We start from the raw sequence: 17,142 nt of genomic DNA on the forward strand, positions 1-17,142 counted from the left end.
AGGTCCTGTAAGGATGGCCCGCCAACCTACCTGATAGTGTTGTTTTTCCAACACAAGCCGTTTGCTTCCTATCACTGAGGCTCGCCCGCAAGGAGAACAATGGATCTTTCCTCATCTTTCAAGGCCTACGACGTCCGTGGCTTGGTGGGGGTTTCCCTCACCGATGAAGTCTCAGAAGCCATTGGGGCCGCATTCGTGGATGTTCTGGGCCTTGCGGGCAAGACCGTGTTCTGCGGCGGAGATATGCGACCGTCCTCCAAGGGGTTCGTCTCTGCGTTCTCACAGGGCGCCGCAACCCGGGGCGCCGATGTGTACGATCTCGGACTCATTGCCACCGACGAGCTCTATTTTGCGTGCGGCGCCATGAACGCGGCTGGTGCCATCTTCACAGCAAGCCATAACCCTGCCCAGTACAACGGAATCAAGATGGCCAAGGCCGGAGCCGTTCCCATCTCTTCCGACTCGGGACTTTTCGATATCAGGGACCTTGCCCAGCGATATCTGGACCACGGGTTTCCCAAGGCTGAATCAGCGGGGACCGTTGCACCGCTCGATGTCCTTGGTGACTACGCGCTCAAGCTGCGTTCGCTCGTGGACTTGACGGACGTTCGGCCGCTAAAGGTTGTAGTTGATGCCGGGAACGGCATGGCCGGCCTGACAGTTCCCGCGGTGTTGGGCAGCGAAATTCTGGAGGCCTTGCCCCTGACCATCGTCCCGTTGTATTTCGAGCTGGACGGTACTTTTCCAAACCACCCTGCCAACCCCTTGGAACCGGAGAACCTTCGGGACCTGCAAGCAGCCGTGCTTGCCCACGGCGCTGACCTGGGGTTGGCATTCGACGGCGACGCAGACCGCTGCTTTGTTGTGGACGAGACCGGGCAACCAGTAACACCGTCGGCCATAACCTCCATGATCGCTGTGCGGGAGATTGCAAGGGTTCAAGCAACGGGCCAAAGCAACCCGGTAGTAATCCACAATCTGATAACGTCCCGGTCGGTGCCCGAGTTCGTTCAGGCTGCCGGTGGCCGGCCAGTCCGAACCCGGGTAGGCCACTCGTTCATCAAGGCCCGAATGGCTGAAGAGGACGCTGTTTTCGGTGGAGAACATTCGGCCCACTACTACTTCCGCGACTTCTACAACGCAGACACCGGCATGCTGGCAGCCATGCACGTACTTGCTGCCCTGGGCGGGCAATCAGCGCCCCTCTCCACGCTGGCACGGCAGTACGAGCCGTACTCGGCCAGCGGCGAGATCAACTCAACCGTTCCGGATGTATCCCAAGCCATTGCGGACGTGTGCCAAACCTATGATCAATCGCAGGGCATCCGCATTGATGACCTGGACGGGCTGAGCGTGATCGACGAGTCAGGCGAATGGTGGTTCAACCTCAGGGCCTCAAACACGGAGGAACTACTCCGGCTCAATGTCGAAGCCAGGAATGCGCAACTCATGGAACGCATGCGGGATGCCGTTCTGGACATGATCCGGAACTAGTCCAAAAACGGAAGCGTTCGACGGCGGGTGCGTACCCGCCGTCGAACGCTTCTGTTCTCTTCTGGTCCTGCCAGCCGGAGCGACTTCTCGGCCCTATCTTGCGTTCTGCCGTATCAGTGGCCTCCTCACCCCCTACTCCGCATCCTCCCCGAACGCCGTGGACTCCCGGATGATCAGCTGGGGGGCGAGGCTTACGCGGCGGAGGGCAGGCGAAACTGCAGCCCCGGGCTTTCCTGCCAAGCGTTCCATACACATGGTCACCGCGGCGTGGCCGACGTCCCGTTTGGGAGGTGCGATGGACGTCAGCGGCACCGGAGCGAGGTCGGCCACTTCGTCGTCATACGCCACGATGGCGAGGTCTTCGGGCACACTGACTCCGGATTCTTCAGCAAGGTTGATCAGCGTGATGGCTTCCTCATCGGGAAGGACCAGCGCAGCGTGGGTTCCGGTGCGGCGGCAATCTTTCAGGAACTTCTTGAACTCTTCTTGGTTGTTGCCCGCGCCCACCACTGAACGGTCATACTCCATGACGGGGGCATCCGTTTCCAGACCCAGCTTGGCCACCATCCGCTCATGGCTTTCACGGAGCCAGGGGGCCGTAGCGCTGGTGGCAACAGCCAGCCCGATCCTGCGGTGTCCCAGAGACGCGAGGTGCTCCATGGCCAGTTCAGCGCCATAGCCGTGATCCGACATCACTGACTCGAATACCCGGCTGGAGCGCTCCACCAGCACCACGGGGATCCGCACGCCGGACAGCAGGTCAAACGTCGGCGAACCGGGCTCGAGGGGGCCCGCGGTCGCCAGGAGGATCCCGTCCACGGAGTTGGCCACCATGCGCTGGAGCTGGCGAAGCTCGTCCTCCGCGGAGTAGTTGCTGACGCCTAGGATGAGGCGTGCGTTCAGGGCCCTGGCCGCAGCTTCTGCGCCACGGATGACCTCAGGGAAGTAGTAGCCGGTGGTTGGGACTATGAGGCCGAGGGTAGCCAGCGGCTGGCGTGCGCGCCTGTGGACTGTGTCCCCCGGCCGCTCCACCACCATGCGGACCGCACCACCGTGGACCCGGCGCAGGAGGCCCTGAGCCGCGAGCTGGGTAAGGTCCCGGCGGATGGTCATGGTGGACTGGCCGCTTTTTTCGGCGAAGTCGTTCACGGTCAGGGTCCCGCGAAGCTCCAGTTCACGGAGTATCTTCTCGTGGCGTTCCCCGCTGAGCATGCCAGTCCTCTTCCGGAATCCAAATGTTCAAACAAGCATAAACGAACGTTGTGGGGCCCGCTCTGCGCGTAAAACACTCGCCAGAGCGCGCAGAGCGGGCCCCACAACGCCATCCACTACCGCCGCGGGTGGTCGTCGATCCGTACGACGTTCCGGCCACGCATCGTGTAGAGGTACCCGTCTTCGTCGTTGGTGATGTGGGAGCCGCTGTACCAGCCGCCGTCGATGCCTGCCACCACTGTGGCCACCTCGAAGGTCTTGGGATCAAAGCGGAACAAGTCCGTGTCCGAGACACCGTAAACAGCGCCTCGGTTGGTTACCAGCGCGGCGAACCCGGTGCAGACCGGACTGATGTCCGCTTGGTGGATCAGCTTGCGCTTTGGCAGGTCAATGACGAAAACACGTCCCGTGCGAACGATCCCGTAAAGGTACCTGCCTTGCACCGCCAGTGCAGACACGCCGGCACCCAATCCGGGATCGAGCCGCCATAGTTCCTTGCCCGTTACGGGATTCAACGCCACAACGGTACCTGGACCTTCAGTACCGGGCCGTCCCCCGCCAAGGTAGGCGACGCCGTCGCGCGCTGTTACTGCGCGCACCAACTGCACTGAGTCCACGGGGTTGAGGAAGAATCCCGACTTCCCGGTGGCGGGATTGTAGGTCCACAACGAGCCACCACCCTCGGTGTCAGCCTGAGCGCACACCAGGACCAGCTTGTTCACCTCGTCCCAATGGACATCCAGGGGCCGGTTCTGTTCGGCGGAGAACTTTGCCACCTGGCTGATCGGTTGACCGCTGCGGGGGTCATAGCTCCAGATGCCCTGGGAGCTGTACTGGCCTGTGTAAAGCACCCGGTCCACCACCACGGCGTCCTTGGCTTCACCAGGGACCGTCATGTTGGTGACCTGTCCGGTCTTCAACGATCGGCGTGAGATGACCCCGTTGCCGCCCACGTAGACCAGGCCGCCTCCGGCTGCCACTCCCATGGCTTCCTGCGCATCCGACGGCGCCCCGGCCTCGCCAAGGTCGGTGGTCTTGTACGACCCGCTAGCGGGGTCGATCTCGGCTACGAATCCGAACGCGGAGGTCACCAGAACCTTGCTGTTCAGGGCGTCAACGCCCCAAATCTCGCCCAGGAACGGCCCCTGGTAGGAGACGGCGGATACCGAATTGGCGGACAGTGAATAGACCAGGAGCCCGGCTTCGTTGGCGAAATAGACCTTGTCACCGATTGCTGCGAAGTTCTTGGCGGTCTTTCCCTCGGATGCAGCCAAGGCATAGGAGGACGGATTGGTGACGCTCACGGCCGCGATCTTGGACGTGGACGTCGAAGCTGCCGAGCTGACCATGACCTTGTCTCCGACGATCGCGAGGTCGCGGATGCTGGGGTCTGCGACCATCTCCGCCGGGGTGACGTTGGCGAACGTTTTGGCGGCATGGTTGTACGCGTAGAGGCAAGCGCGGCTGGCGCTGCCTCCTCCGTTCAAGGTGCTGCCGGCGCCGAAGAAGATAGTGGAATCGGTGGCCGCGACAGCGCGGGCCAAGGTGGCGCCCGCATCCGGAACGCCCAGGTTGGTGACTGCTCCTGTGGCGGGATCGTATTCCCACAGGGCCGGGGCCGTGCCGCTTCCGCCACCCACCGCGTAGAGGCGTCCGTTGGGGGCCACGCTGAGATCACGTACGTCGCGGTCACCGATGCGTCCGATCGGGGTGGCTCTCACACCCGGGGTGGAAAGGTCCCAGCGGAACAGGTTCGGCTTGGGACCTGCAGCGTTCTGCAACACGCCTGCATACAGGTACCGTCCGGAGGCGTCGGCAGCGAGAGTTTGGATGGCATAGCCGTTTTCCAGTTCGGTCACGCCGGAGACTTTGCCGCTGGGTACATGGAAGGCCACGATCCGCACCGGATCGAGGTTTCGCGAACCTATGTACAGCGTCTCGCCCACCAGCAGCCCGCTCATGAGGGAGAACTGTACGACGCCGGGACCCAGGTCCAGGACTTCGGTCGCCTTTGGCTTGGATCCCAGGAGGGCGGACGCCGACGCCGGCTGGCCGGCTGCCAGCCCGATGGCCGCGGCGAGCGACGCTGCTCCCCCAACTTGAAGGACTGACCGTCTGCTGATGTTCGATTTCTCCATGGGAATCCCTGTTCTTGGGTAGTGGCTTTTGAGTAGCCGCCGTTCGGGTGTCCAGAATTCATAGCAGCGAGGAGTAAGCACAGTCCAGCATTTCTGTTCGTTCAAACAAGAATGCCTTTGGCTGTTGCTGGCAATTTCCCTGCCTTTCGGCAAAACCGCGGGCATCAAATGTTTGAATTTGTTTGAAACGTTGAAGATGTTCGAACTTGCGGATTACATGGACCTATCGCCGTGTGGCCTCCACCACATGCCCCCTTCGCATCGCAAGTCTTCAAAGGAGAACACCATGAAGCGTCGTCACCTGTTCGCAGGGATGGCCGGCCTGGCCGCCAGTACCCTGCTGCTCACGGCCTGCGGCACCGGCCCCAGCACATCAGCCGCTCCCACACCTGCAGACGATCCCTCCGGGTCCATCACTTTCTGGTCGTCCCTGGCCGGTATGGACAAGGTGGCTGAAGCGTTCAACGCCAGCCAGGACAAGATCAAAGTCAGTTTCGAAACGATACCCAACGGCGCCAACGGCGGGTACGCCAAGCTCTCCACCGCCATCACAGCGGGCAACGGCCCGGACGTGGCCACCATCGAATATCCGCAATTGCCCCAGTTCGTCAGCAACAGCCAGGTCATTGCCCTCGACGGCCTGATCAACATGGCCGAAACCGTGGACAAGCTCACGGACGAGACCAAGGCACTGGTCCAGTTCGGTGAGAAGACCTACGCGCTTCCGTACGACGCAGCCCCCATGCTCATGTGGTACCGCAAAGACATGCTGGACAAGGCCGGCGTCGAGGTCCCTAAGACCTGGGACGAATTCGAAGAGGCAGGCAAGAAGCTCAAGGCCGTAGCGCCCGACTCCTATCTGGCCACTTTCAACCCCAACGAGGTAGCGGCGAGCGCCGGGCTGGCCTGGCAGGCCGGCGCCAAGTGGTTCGGCACCGAAGGCGACAGCTGGAAGGTGGGCATCAACGACGAGGCCACGCAGAAGGTGGCGGGCTACTGGCAGAAGCTGATTGACGAGAAGATCGTGAAGGTCAGCCAGGCCTACAGCGACGAGTGGAGCTTGGATCTGGCCAACAGCACGGTGGTTGGTGTGCTGGGCGGTAACTGGAGCGCCACAGGCATTCAGAAGCGCACCGAAGCCAGCGGCCAGAAAGGCCAGTGGATCGCAGCCGAACTCCCCACCTGGGGCAGTGAATCCGGAGCCTTCTATGGCGGATCCAGCTTCAACGTCACAAAGAGCAGCAAAAATCCGGCAGCCGCCGCAAAATTCGTGGAGTTCCTCACCACCAACCAGGACGCCATCAAGGCGCGCGGCAACACAGGTTCAGCGTTCCTCGCCTTCCCGGGCCTGACGCCGGTTGCGCAGAAGGCCTACGACTCCAGCTACTTCGGCAACGACATCTACGAGGTCTTCAACAAGGCGTACGGAAACATCACCCCGGGCTGGCAGTGGGGTCCCAACTGGGACATCACCAACACCGCGCTTAAAGACGCCTACGGAAAACTCACCACCGGCGGCACCATCGACGACGCCATCGACACCGCCCAGGACGCCACCGTGGCGAGCCTGAAACAAGCCGGCCTGTCCGTCAAAGAGTAGTCCGGCGGCGTTCGGCAGCTCTCTACAAAGAAGCCACACCGGCAGGGGGCCTCCGCGGAGGCCCCCTCCAAGCTAGGAGAATCCCATGGCCACCCAGGCCCTTACCACCACAGTGCGCCGCCAAGGCCGCGCGCTGGCAGGAACCGGCGGGCGGACTGCCGTATTGTTCCTGGTCCCCTTCTTTGCGGTCTTTGTGATCGCCATGATCGCACCGGTGATTTATTCCCTCGTGCTGAGTTTCCACTCGCAGCAGAAGTCCGGGCTGGGGTTCGGGGAAGCCAAGACCGTCTTTGTAGGACTCGAGAACTATGTGCAGGTCTTCCAGTCCGAGACTTTCATGGAGGGCATCGCCAGGCTGGGCTTGTACTGCCTGATCTACATTCCCTGCATGGTAGGCGGAGCCGTTGTTTTTGCCCTCCTTCTCGATGCAACGGTGGCCAAGGCGCGGAAGCTTTTCCAACTCCTGGTATTCCTGCCGCACGCGGTTCCCGGCGTCATCGCTGCCCTGATCTGGGCTTACCTTTACACCCCGGGCATCAGCCCGCTGGTCCAGGCACTCCAGGGCGGCGGGATCCAGATCAACTTCCTGGACTCCCACATGGTGCTTCCGTCCATTGTGAACATCGGTGTCTGGGAGTGGACCGGCTACAACGTGATCATCCTGTTCACCGCTTTGCAGGCCGTTCCACGGGAGATCCTGGAAGCCGCCAGGGTGGACGGTGCCGGCGAAATCCGAGCCGCGGTAAGCATCAAGTTCCCACTGATCCTTCCGGCCTTGAGCGTCATCATGCTGTTCACCATCATCGGCACCTTGCAGCTGTTCACGGAGCCGAACATCATCTCCAAGGCGACAGCGTCTGTGACAAGCACGTGGGTCCCCAACCTGTGGGCCTATGACGCAGCCTTCATCCGCCACAACCTCAACCAGGCAGCAGCTGCCTCCATCATCATTGCCGGGTTGGCCGCAATCCTGTCCCTGGCCGTCACCCGCCTCAGCTCCAGGATGAACAAATCATGAGCACCCCAACACTCTCCCGCCCCCGCAGCACCTCTCCTTCACAGCAGGGCCACCGCCGTGGAGGCCCCGCATTCACCAGGGGTATGTCCAACCGCGGCGGCGGCTTTGCCAGCAAGCTCACGGTCAACGGACTCTTGATCATTGGCTCCGCCTACATGGTGGTCCCTGTGCTGTGGCTGGTTTTCGCCTCCACCAAGAACGCTGCAGACCTCTACGGCACCAGCGCCTACGCCCTGGGAAACTTCTCCTTGTTCGAGAACATCGCCAACGTAGCCCAGCAGGACGGCGGCCTGTTCTTCCGGTGGCTGGGCAACTCTGTGATGTATGCCGGCGTTGGAGCGGTCCTCGGCAGCCTGATTTCGGTCATGGCCGGTTATGCGTTCGACAAGTTCCAATTCCGCTGGAAGGACTCGCTGTTCGGTTTTGTCCTGGTGGGTGTCCTGATCCCCAACACCGCCACTGTGCTGCCCATGTATCTGTTGGCCTCCCTGGTGGGCATGACAAATACCGTCTGGGCCGTCCTCATTCCGGTCCTGTGCAACCCGTTCGGTGTGTACCTGGCGCGGGTTTACTCCGCCAGCTACGTCCCCGCCGAAACACTGGAGGCGGCGCGTATGGACGGCGCCGGTCCCATCCGGTCCTTCTTCTCCCTGGGACTGCCCATGATGATGCCCGGCTACATCACCATCGCCCTGTTCCAGTTCGTGGGCGTATGGAACAACTTCATGCTCCCCCTGGTGATGCTCCAGGACCAGCAACTCCTCCCCGTCAGCGTCGGTATCTCGATCTGGCAGGGCTATTCGGTGCCGCAGCCCGAGTTCACGCCCATGGTCATTACGGGCTCGCTTCTTTCGATCATTCCGCTGCTCGTTGCCTTCATCTTGCTGCAACGCTTCTGGAAGTCCGGACTCACTGCAGGGAGCGTCAAGTGACCAGCACCGAACTGAACGTCGCGCTCGCCATGGGTCCCGGCGTCGTGAACCGGGTGTTCCCGGCCCGGCGGCTGGATTCCCTGGGTCCCGGGCTGAAGCTCCTCAGCCCGGCGCCCATGGGTGATTTCACCTCGCAGCGTTCCCTGGAAATTCTGGGTGCCACGGACATACTCATCACAGGGTGGGGCTGCCCGAAACTTGATGCCGCGGCCTTGGGCGCTGCCCCACGCCTGAGCCACATTCTCCACGCCGGAGGCACAGTCAAACACCATGTGGGTGATGAGTGCTGGGAGCGGGGTATCCACGTCAGCACGGCAGCGGACGCCAACTCCATCCCCGTGGCCGAATACACGGTGGCCATGATCCTGCTGGCCAACAAGCGCGTCCTGCAGATTGCCAGGAAACTGCACTCGGAGAGAGCAGAGATCGAGCCCGACCACGTGTTTCCGGACATGGGCAACTTCGGCAAGCGCGTGGGCATCATCGGGGCCTCGAGGATCGGCAGGCACGTGATCCGCCTCCTGAAGGCCTACGACCTTCAGGTCGCGGTGGCCGACCCTTTCCTCGACGACGCCGAGGCGGCCGCCCTCGGCGTCGAACGCCTCAGCCTGGAAGAGCTGGTGGCCGGTTGCGATGTCGTCAGCCTCCACGCGCCGTCGCTCCCGTCCACCCGCAACCTGGTTCACGAAGGGCTGGTCGCCGGCCTCAAGCCCGGGGCCACGTTCATCAACACGGCCCGCGGGGAACTGGTGGACCAGGACGCGCTGCTTCGGCGCGTTGAGCAGGGAGACCTGTACGCCATCCTGGACGTCACCACACCTTGGGTGCTCCCGGCTGACTCCAGCTTCTACACGCATCCCAACGTGCTGCTGACACCGCATCTGGCGGGTTCACTGGGGACGGAGTTGGAGCGGATGGCGGTGAGCACCATCGAAGAGGCCCGCCGGGTGGCCCGCGGCGAACCGCTCCTCCACAGGCTGCACGCGCGGGACCTCGCCTTCACCGCCTGACGACTGGCATACTCAATCCCATCCACGGACTGTCTCAAATCCTTGGACCGACTCAACAACGGGGGCATGAGTGCCGGAAAACGAGAAGGCTGAACCAGGGGCGGCCGTCCGGCTCGTCGGATCTGCCGTTCAGGGACTAAGCACTGCGGAGGTTGCCGAGAGGGTCGCCGCCGGGCAAACCAACGCCTTCGTGCAGGACACCAGCCGCAGCGTGTGGAGTATCGTCCGCGCCAACGTGCTCACCTTGTTCAACGGCATTATCCTGGCCTGCTTCATTGTCCTTTTCGCGATCGGCCGCTGGCAGGATGCCCTGTTCGGTTTCAGTGCCATCGCCAACGCGGTGATCGGAAGCGTCCAGGAGTACCGGGCAAAACGCGCTTTGGACCGGCTGGCCCTGTTGAACGCCCCGCACGCCAGGGTGATGCGGGACGGATCTGAAGCAGAAATAGCCTTGGACGACGTGGTCCTGGACGACACCCTCGTCCTCCGGGCCGGCGACCAAGTGCCCGCGGACGGGGTAGTCGCAGCTTCCCGCGGGCTTCAGGTGGACGAATCCATGCTGACCGGCGAATCCGATGCCGTGGAAAAGACGGAGGATGACCGCGTGTTGTCCGGATCCGTCGTCGTTGCCGGAGAAGGGACCGCCGTCGTGGACCGGGTGGGCGCCGATTCCTTCGCCAACTCTCTCGCTGCCGAGGCCAAGAGGTTCTCCCTGGTGGCTTCGGAGCTGCGGTCCTCCATTGACCGGGTCCTCAAATGGGTCACCTGGTTTGTCGGGCCGGTGGCGTTGTTGGTTCTGAACGCGCAAATGCTTGCCCAGGGCGGGTGGGCCGCAGCCTCGGCGAGTGGAGCGTGGCGGGACGCGGCGACGGCGACCATTGCCGCCGTCGTCGCCATGGTCCCTCTGGGTCTGGTGCTGATGACCAGCATCACCTTCGCGGTAGGGGCTGTGAAGCTGGCAAGGCAGCAGGTGCTGGTGCAGGAGCTGCCCGCCGTCGAGGGGCTGGCTCGCGTCGACATCATCTGCCTCGACAAAACCGGCACGCTCACGCAAGGTGACATCGTTTTCGATGCCGCGAGGCCGCTGGCCGCGGTGCCCGGCTGGGAGAGCGTCCTGGCCTGGTACGGCGTCCAGAAAGACGCCAACGCCACGGCCCGCAGTCTCGCCGGCCACTTCACCCAACTGCCCGCCGATCAGCCAAGCGACCGTGTGCCGTTCTCCTCTGCGCGGAAGTGGAGTGCGGTTATTTTCGACGACGGCATGTGGATCCTGGGCGGCCCCGAGATGGTCTTCCCGGAGCGCGGTTCCGACGACGCCGGGCAACAACAGCTGGCCTCCCAGGCTGCTGAGCTGGCCGCGACGGGGCGCCGCACACTGGTCCTGGCGCACGGGACGCCCACGCATGATGAAACCGTGCCGGCCGACGCCGTTCCCGTGGCCCTGCTGACTTTCAAGGAAAATATCCGACCCGATGCTGCCGAGACCCTCACTTACTTCGCGGCGCAGGACGTGGACGTGAGGATCATTTCCGGTGACAACCCAAGGACGGTGGCGGCCATCGCACGGGAAGTCGGATTGGATGCGCCCCACGGTTTTGATGCCCGTGAGCTGCCGGACGATGACCAGGAGTTCCTGGAAGTCATCAACAACAATGTGGTGTTCGGGCGCGTTTCCCCTGACCAGAAGAAACGGATCGTCCTGGCGTTGAAAGCCGCGGGACGCACAGTGGCGATGACCGGCGACGGGGTCAATGATGCCCTGGCCATCAAAGAAGCCGACATCGGCGTGGCCATGAACTCCGGTGCGGCCGCCACCAAAGCAGTGGCGCGGCTGGTCCTGCTGGACGGTAAGTTCTCGCACCTGCCCAGCGTGGTGGCTGAAGGCCGTCAGGTGATTGCCAACATCGAGCGGGTCTCCATGCTCTTCCTCACCAAGACCGCTTATGCCACCTTCCTGGCGATCGCGTTCGGCATCCTCCTGTTGCCGTTCCCGTTCCTGCCACGCCAACTCTCGGTCACTGACGGGCTGACTATCGGCATTCCTGCGTTCTTCCTGGCATTGCTGCCCAACGCCCAGCGCTACATCCCGGGGTTCCTGCGGCGATCGCTCACTTTCGCCGTGCCGGCGGGGGTATCCGTGACGCTGGGGCTCGCAGCGTACGCCAAGCTCGCGGCCAACCTGTCCATACCGGAAGCTGAAATCAGGACGGGATCGACCCTCATCCTGGCGATCATCGGAATCTGGATCCTGGTGGTGCTTTCGAGGCCCGTCACCCGTTTCAAAGGGCTTGTCATCGGGGCCATGATGGTCGGGCTCGTCCTGGTGTACTCCGTCCGGTTCGCCCGCGATTTCCTGCAGTTCACTGACCCCACGCTCCCCACGGCACTGCTGGTTCTTGCAACGTCGGTTGCCTGCATCGGGCTGATTGAAATCGTGAGGTTCGTGCACCGCCGCGTTGCCTATCGGGACGCTGAAGAGTCCCGTCAGCGGCTCTCGAAGTAGCGGCGTCCCCGACCTACCCACAGCGGCACAACCACCAGCACAGTTGCGATGGACTGCGAAATGACGGCGGACCAGTCCCCGTCAGCGGCCACAGTCAGGTCGACCACAGCGAAGGCCAAGCCAAGGAACATCACCGCCGTTGCCCCGCTTCGGGCCGCCGAGCTTCCGCGGGCCACGCCTGAGGCGAGCCCGATCACCAGCAAACCGAACAGGACCATTCCTGCCCCGAGCAAGGTCACAGGCAGGGCAACACCGCCGGACTGGGCTTCCGGCGTATACCGCAGGAAGATCGTCAGCACTCCCAGGACAATCTGCGCGATGCCGCCGATGTACATCAGCACCACAGAGAAAGTCACCACACCGGGCCGTCTAGGGCGCTCCCCCGTCATCATGAACTGAGCATAGACGAGCCAGCACCGGGGCAGGAACAACAATTAACCACGCATTCACGCTGTCCTTGAACCCAGTCCACCCGGTCTTCCTAGGGTCGGTGGCATGGAAAGCATCTCTCGCAGGTCCCTCATCTCAGCCGGCCTTGGAGCCGGGCTCGTCGCCGGTGTGTCGGCAGCGTTGCCGCAGGCCGCCGTCGCGGTTTCGACGGCGGACGACGCCGGTCTCCGCACCGACCCTTTCACGCTGGGTATCGCCTCCGGCGAGCCGTGGCCGGACGGTTTCGTCCTGTGGACGCGGCTGGCCGTGAACCCCGTGGCAGAGGACGGCCTGGGCGGCATGCCCTCCCGCAACGTCGCCGTCGCCTGGGAGGTTGCCGAAGATCCTGCCATGCGCCGGACAGTAGCCCGCGGCGTCGAACATGCTCGGATTGAAACCGCGCACTCGGTGCACGTCGAGGTGAAGGGCCTCAAGCCCGGCCGTGAGTACTTCTACCGCTTCCGCTCCGGCCGGCACCTCAGCCAAGTGGGCCGCACCCTGACCAGTCCCGCCCCCGGTGAGACTCCCGCCGCACTGGCCATGGCGTTCGCCAGCTGTGCCCAGTACGAACACGGGTACTTCACCGCCTACAAGCGGCTGGCTGAAGACCACCCGGACCTGGTGCTGCACCTCGGCGACTACGTCTACGAATACAAGAAGGACAGTTACGTGATCGGTCGCGGCAATCCCCGTGATCATGAGGGGCCGGAGACGGTCAGCCTCGCCGGCTACCGCCAGCGCCACGCCCAGTACAAGGCCGACGCCGATCTGCAGGCCGCGCACGCGATCGCGCCGTGGCTGGTGGTTTGGGATGACCACGAGGTAGACAACAACTGGGCCGATGACATTCCCGAGAACACGGACGCGGGCCAGCTCAACGACACCACCGAGCACTTCCGGCAGCGCCGCGCCGCAGCATTCCAGGCCTACTACGAGAACATGCCGCTGCGTGCATCCTCCGTTCCGGCCGGTTTCGACATGAAGATCTACCGCACCATCCAGTGGGGCCGGCTGGCCAACTTCCACATGATGGATACCCGGCAATACCGTGATGACCAGCTGGCAGGCGACGGTTGGCAGAAGAACGTGGCCGGACGGCTGGCGGAGAACCGCACCATCACCGGAGCGGAGCAGGAAAAGTGGCTCCTGGACGGCTTCCGGAACTCCACCCAGCGCTGGGACATCCTGGGCCAGCAGGTGTTCTTCGCCGAACGGGACCGCGACAAGTCTCCCGCGATCGACGACGTCTCCATGGACGGCTGGGACGGGTACGCCGCCTCCCGCCGCCGCATCACCCAGGGCTGGGTGGACGCGAAGGTGCGCAACGCCGTCGTGCTGACCGGCGACGTCCACCGCCACTGGGCGACAGACCTCAGGGTGGACTACAAGGATCCGGCCGCAGCGGTGGTGGGCTCCGAACTGGTGTGCTCGTCCATCACGTCCACAGGCAACGGCACGGGCTCCACCACCGACCCCACCATGGCTTGGAACCCGCACCTGAAGTTCTACAACGACAACCGCGGGTACGTGAACACGCGGATCACGAAGGACTCGATGACCGCCGACTTCCGGGTGCTCGACTACGTGACCACGCCGGGCGCCCCGGTCCGCACCATGAAGTCCTTCACCATCAACGACGGCGTGCCCGGCCTGGCCTGAATCTCCGCGTTACCCCTTATTCCCAGTGACTACGGGGATTTGCGGGAGTAGCCTAGTTCCAGTTGCAATTCTGGATTTCTGTCCGGCTGGGATTCTGCCGTGGGCCTTGTTCGTTCGTCGTTGTCTGAGCTTCTAGGGGTGCTCTCGGAAGCCGTCGCTCCTCACCATGTCAGGTTCGACGACGGGTCCCCGGTTGCCGTTGTCCCGCCGCCGGAGGCTCCGGTCACCGTCCGGGCCGTAACACTCACCCGGGTGGGCAGGTCCCATCATGAGAGCCCCGCCCTGGACCTTGAACTGAGGGTGGCTGTTGAATGCCACGGGCCGGAACAGCTGGACATCATGGAAGAGCTGCTTTTGGCAGTGGAAATCCACAGCGAATTCTCCGTGGTGTCCCGCGACGAACTCCGGGCGGAAGAGTATTCCGATGCCATCGAAGAGGGGCTGGGGTTCCTGGTGCGTGTTCCGGTGTCCCTTCGCTTCGAGGAGCCTTCCGACCCGCCCAAGCAACCTGTCACGGGCAACGGGGAGGCGGTCCGCAGAATCCGGGGACGACTGGTGGACGCCCATAACAAGGGCATCCCCGACGCCTATATCCATGCCCATTCATCTGCCACGGCAGTGGTCAGTGACGCAACCGGGCATTTCGAAGTCCTGACCTCCGCCGATGAACTTCAGCACTTTGCCGTAGCGGTGGACGGGACCGAAAGGGAAGTTTCGGCAAGCACCAAGCGTCTTCCCGTCACCATCCGCTGGTCCTGATACCGGACCTGTTTGCCCACCATGGCCTGCGCCATGAAAAGATCAACCATGCGTCCGATGCAGCACTCCAGCAAACTCCAGAACGTCCGCTACGAACTCCGCGGTCCCATCCTTCAGGCAGCCAAGGCCATGGAGGCCGAAGGGCACCGTATCCTCAAGATGAATCTTGGGGACACCGCGCCGTTCGGACTGGAAGCTCCCGAGTCCGTGGTGGTGGACATGATCCACCATCTGCGCGGTGCGCAAGGCTACAGCGACTCCAAGGGCATCTTCTCTGCCCGCACAGCGATCTCGCAGTATTACCAAACGCGAGGGCTCATGAACATCGGCGTCGAGGATGTCTTCATCGGCAACGGCGTCAGCGAGCTGATCTCCATGACACTCCAGGCATTCATGGAAAACGGGGACGAGATCCTCATCCCGGCACCGGACTACCCGTTGTGGACCGCTGCCGTGACGCTTACAGGCGGCAACCCGGTCCACTATCTATGTGACGAGGACGAAAACTGGTGGCCGGACATGGCCGACGTCGAAGCGAAGATCACCCCCCGCACCAAAGGCATCGTGATCATCAACCCGAACAACCCCACCGGGGCCGTCTACCCGCGGCACATCCTGGAACAGTTCGCGGCACTGGCCAGGAAACACGATCTTGTCCTGTTCTCCGACGAGATCTACGAGAAAATCCGCTACGTGGACGCCCCTCACATCCACACAGCTGCCGTCGCCGAGGACATCTGCGTGCTGACCTTCAGTGGGCTGTCAAAGGCGTACCGCATGCCGGGTTACCGGGCCGGCTGGGTTGCCGTGACCGGGCCATTGACGGCGACCGCCGCGTACCGGGAGTCCCTGGAATTGCTGGCATCGCTCCGCCTGTGCGCCAACGTCCCGGCGCAGCACGCCATCCAAACCTGCCTTGGCGGTTACCAGAGCATCGAAGCCCTCATTCGTCCCGGCGGCCGGCTCCGCGAGCAACGGGACCTGGCGTGGAAGCTGTTGACGGCCATCCCCGGTGTCTCATGTGTCCCCGCAGCTGGTGCGATGTACCTGTTCCCGCGACTGGACCCGGAGATCTACCCCATTGCCTCGGACGAGAAGTTCGTCCTCCAACTCCTGCAGGAACAGAAGATCCTGGTCTCGCACGGCACCGCCTTCAACTGGCCCACGCCGGACCACTTCCGGTTCGTGATCCTGCCGGCGGTGGAGGACATCGAGGAAGCCGTCCGCCGGATCTCGCATTTCCTGGCGGCGTACCGGAACCGCCCGGCAGGGGAATCAAACTAGGGGCGTACTTACAGCGCCGGGTCCACCATGGTCATGCCTGCCGGGTTGGCCTTGTCGAAGCCGGGCAACAGTGCCGCAGCATCTTCCAGCCCGATAGTGCGTTCGATCAGCAACTGCGGCTGGAGCGCACCCTGTTCAATGAGCGCCATCATTCCGGGGTAGTCCACCGCGGCCATGCCGTGGCTGCCCAAGAGATCCAGTTCCCAGCCGATCACGCGGGCCATGGGCACCTGCGGGTTGCCGTCGATGGAAGGCAACAGTCCGATCTGGACGTGCCGTCCCCGCCTGCGAAGGCTGAGGATTGAGTCGGCGCAGGTTTGTTCACTTCCGACGGCGTCTACCGCCACGTGGCTGCCTCCGCCGGAGAGGACGTTGACCGCAGCGGGGATGTCCGCGCCGTCGGCAAGGACGGTGTGGTCGGCGCCCAAGCGTGCGGCCACGGACAGGGCCTCAGGGTTCCGATCCACGGCAATGACCTTGGCTCCCATGGCCTTGGCGATCATCACGGCACTCAGTCCGACGCCTCCCGCCCCTACCACGGTCACCCATTCGCCGGCCTTCACGTTGGCACGGGCTGCCAGAGCACGGTATGCCGTGGCGAAGCGGCAGCCGAGGCTTGCCGCCGTCGTAAATTCGATGCTCTCCGGGATGGCAACCAGGTTGCTGTCGGCGGCGTGCAGGGCCACGTATTCAGCGAATGATCCCCAGTGGGTGAAGCCGGGCTGCTGCTGCTCGGGGCAGACCTGCGCGTCGCCGGCCAGGCACCATTCACAGGCGCCGCAACCGCAAACGAAGGGGACGGTGACGCGATCGCCGACCTTCCAGCGCTGGACGGCTTCCCCGACAGAGTCGATCACGCCGGCGAGCTCGTGGCCCGGAACGTGGGGCATCTCAATGTCATCGTGGCCGGCCCAGGCGTGCCAGTCGCTGCGGCACATTCCTGTGGCCAGGACTTTCACCACCACACCCCCAATCGGGGCTACTGGCTTGGCGACCTCCCTGACATCGGCTGGGTCCGGACTTCGTCGAAAACTACTGCGCGCACGGATTGACTCTAACAACTGTCACACTTCCGGCGCCCCTTCCGACACTCCTCATGTAAGG

Annotated in this window: 12 protein-coding genes and 1 pseudogene; 9 read left to right on the top strand and 4 right to left on the bottom strand. The window is 63.3% G+C overall.

All coding sequences use genetic code 11. The features are described from left to right. Nucleotides 1-99 precede the first annotated feature (99 nt). Complete coding sequence (locus PV760_RS07995) at nt 100-1,494, top strand: phosphomannomutase/phosphoglucomutase (RefSeq protein ID WP_189076266.1); 1,395 nt, start codon at nt 100-102, stop codon at nt 1,492-1,494. Nucleotides 1,495-1,626: 132 nt separating this feature from the next. Here PV760_RS07995 and PV760_RS08000 read toward each other — a convergent pair whose 3' ends face one another. Then, entirely contained in the window at nt 1,627-2,706 is a 1,080-nt protein-coding gene (locus tag PV760_RS08000; RefSeq protein WP_354627512.1) for a substrate-binding domain-containing protein, read from the bottom strand. Nucleotides 2,707-2,822: 116 nt separating this feature from the next. Next, on the bottom strand, nt 2,823-4,844 hold the full coding sequence (locus PV760_RS08005) for an NHL repeat-containing protein (protein WP_354627513.1): 2,022 nt from the start codon (nt 4,842-4,844) through the stop codon (nt 2,823-2,825). A gap of 286 nt (nt 4,845-5,130) precedes the next feature. Between PV760_RS08005 and PV760_RS08010 the strand changes: the two genes are divergently transcribed. The 5 genes from PV760_RS08010 (at nt 5,131) to PV760_RS08030 (ending at nt 11,907) form a co-directional block, all read left to right on the top strand. Then, on the top strand, nt 5,131-6,444 hold the full coding sequence (locus PV760_RS08010) for an ABC transporter substrate-binding protein (RefSeq protein WP_354627514.1): 1,314 nt from the start codon (nt 5,131-5,133) through the stop codon (nt 6,442-6,444). Nucleotides 6,445-6,529: 85 nt separating this feature from the next. Continuing rightward, a complete protein-coding gene (locus tag PV760_RS08015; RefSeq protein WP_055972742.1) occupies nt 6,530-7,462 on the top strand; it encodes a carbohydrate ABC transporter permease in 933 nt (310 codons plus the stop codon). Continuing rightward, nucleotides 7,459-8,394, top strand: a complete 936-nt coding sequence (locus PV760_RS08020; protein ID WP_354627515.1) for a carbohydrate ABC transporter permease — start codon at nt 7,459-7,461, stop codon at nt 8,392-8,394. Before PV760_RS08015 ends, PV760_RS08020 begins: the two co-directional genes overlap by 4 nt. After that, nucleotides 8,391-9,404, top strand: coding sequence for a hydroxyacid dehydrogenase (locus PV760_RS08025; RefSeq protein WP_354627516.1), 1,014 nt, complete (start codon nt 8,391-8,393; stop codon nt 9,402-9,404). The genes PV760_RS08020 and PV760_RS08025 overlap by 4 nt, the downstream gene beginning before the upstream one ends. A gap of 70 nt (nt 9,405-9,474) precedes the next feature. Further along, on the top strand, nt 9,475-11,907 hold the full coding sequence (locus PV760_RS08030) for an HAD-IC family P-type ATPase (protein ID WP_354627517.1): 2,433 nt from the start codon (nt 9,475-9,477) through the stop codon (nt 11,905-11,907). Here the strand turns inward: PV760_RS08030 and PV760_RS08035 are convergent. Continuing rightward, entirely contained in the window at nt 11,889-12,266 is a 378-nt protein-coding gene (locus PV760_RS08035) for a hypothetical protein (protein ID WP_354627518.1), read from the bottom strand. The two genes, PV760_RS08030 and PV760_RS08035, sit on opposite strands and share 19 nt — an antisense overlap. A 136-nt stretch (nt 12,267-12,402) precedes the next feature. On the opposite strand from PV760_RS08035, the gene PV760_RS08040 reads away from it, so the two are divergent. The 3 genes from PV760_RS08040 to PV760_RS08050 all read left to right on the top strand — a co-directional run bounded on the left by PV760_RS08040 (nt 12,403) and on the right by PV760_RS08050 (nt 16,038). Further along, entirely contained in the window at nt 12,403-13,995 is a 1,593-nt protein-coding gene (locus PV760_RS08040) for an alkaline phosphatase D family protein (RefSeq protein ID WP_354627519.1), read from the top strand. A 99-nt stretch (nt 13,996-14,094) separates the two neighbouring features. Continuing rightward, entirely contained in the window at nt 14,095-14,754 is a 660-nt protein-coding gene (locus PV760_RS08045) for a hypothetical protein (RefSeq protein ID WP_026267242.1), read from the top strand. 48 nt (nt 14,755-14,802) lie between these two features. Further along, the gene (locus tag PV760_RS08050; protein WP_354627520.1) at nt 14,803-16,038 is read left to right on the top strand and encodes a pyridoxal phosphate-dependent aminotransferase; all 1,236 of its coding nucleotides are present in this window, start codon (nt 14,803-14,805) and stop codon (nt 16,036-16,038) included. An 8-nt stretch (nt 16,039-16,046) separates the two neighbouring features. On the opposite strand, the pseudogene PV760_RS08055 reads toward PV760_RS08050, so the two are convergent. Then, nucleotides 16,047-17,083, bottom strand: a pseudogene (locus PV760_RS08055) (zinc-dependent alcohol dehydrogenase family protein). Nucleotides 17,084-17,142: the final 59 nt, after the last annotated feature.

Origin of the sequence: Paenarthrobacter sp. CC6, assembly GCF_040560085.1 — a bacterium.
Lineage (GTDB): Bacteria > Actinomycetota > Actinomycetes > Actinomycetales > Micrococcaceae > Arthrobacter > Arthrobacter nicotinovorans.

Coding starts and splice junctions, on each gene's coding strand:
- PV760_RS08050 (WP_354627520.1), top strand. CDS start 14,803: ATGCGTCCGATGCAGCACTCCAGCAAACTCCAGAACGTCCGCTACGAA.
- PV760_RS08020 (WP_354627515.1), top strand. CDS start 7,459: ATGAGCACCCCAACACTCTCCCGCCCCCGCAGCACCTCTCCTTCACAG.
- PV760_RS08005 (WP_354627513.1), bottom strand. CDS start 4,844: ATGGAGAAATCGAACATCAGCAGACGGTCAGTCCTTCAAGTTGGGGGA.
- PV760_RS08015 (WP_055972742.1), top strand. CDS start 6,530: ATGGCCACCCAGGCCCTTACCACCACAGTGCGCCGCCAAGGCCGCGCG.
- PV760_RS08000 (WP_354627512.1), bottom strand. CDS start 2,706: ATGCTCAGCGGGGAACGCCACGAGAAGATACTCCGTGAACTGGAGCTT.
- PV760_RS08040 (WP_354627519.1), top strand. CDS start 12,403: ATGGAAAGCATCTCTCGCAGGTCCCTCATCTCAGCCGGCCTTGGAGCC.
- PV760_RS08010 (WP_354627514.1), top strand. CDS start 5,131: ATGAAGCGTCGTCACCTGTTCGCAGGGATGGCCGGCCTGGCCGCCAGT.
- PV760_RS07995 (WP_189076266.1), top strand. CDS start 100: ATGGATCTTTCCTCATCTTTCAAGGCCTACGACGTCCGTGGCTTGGTG.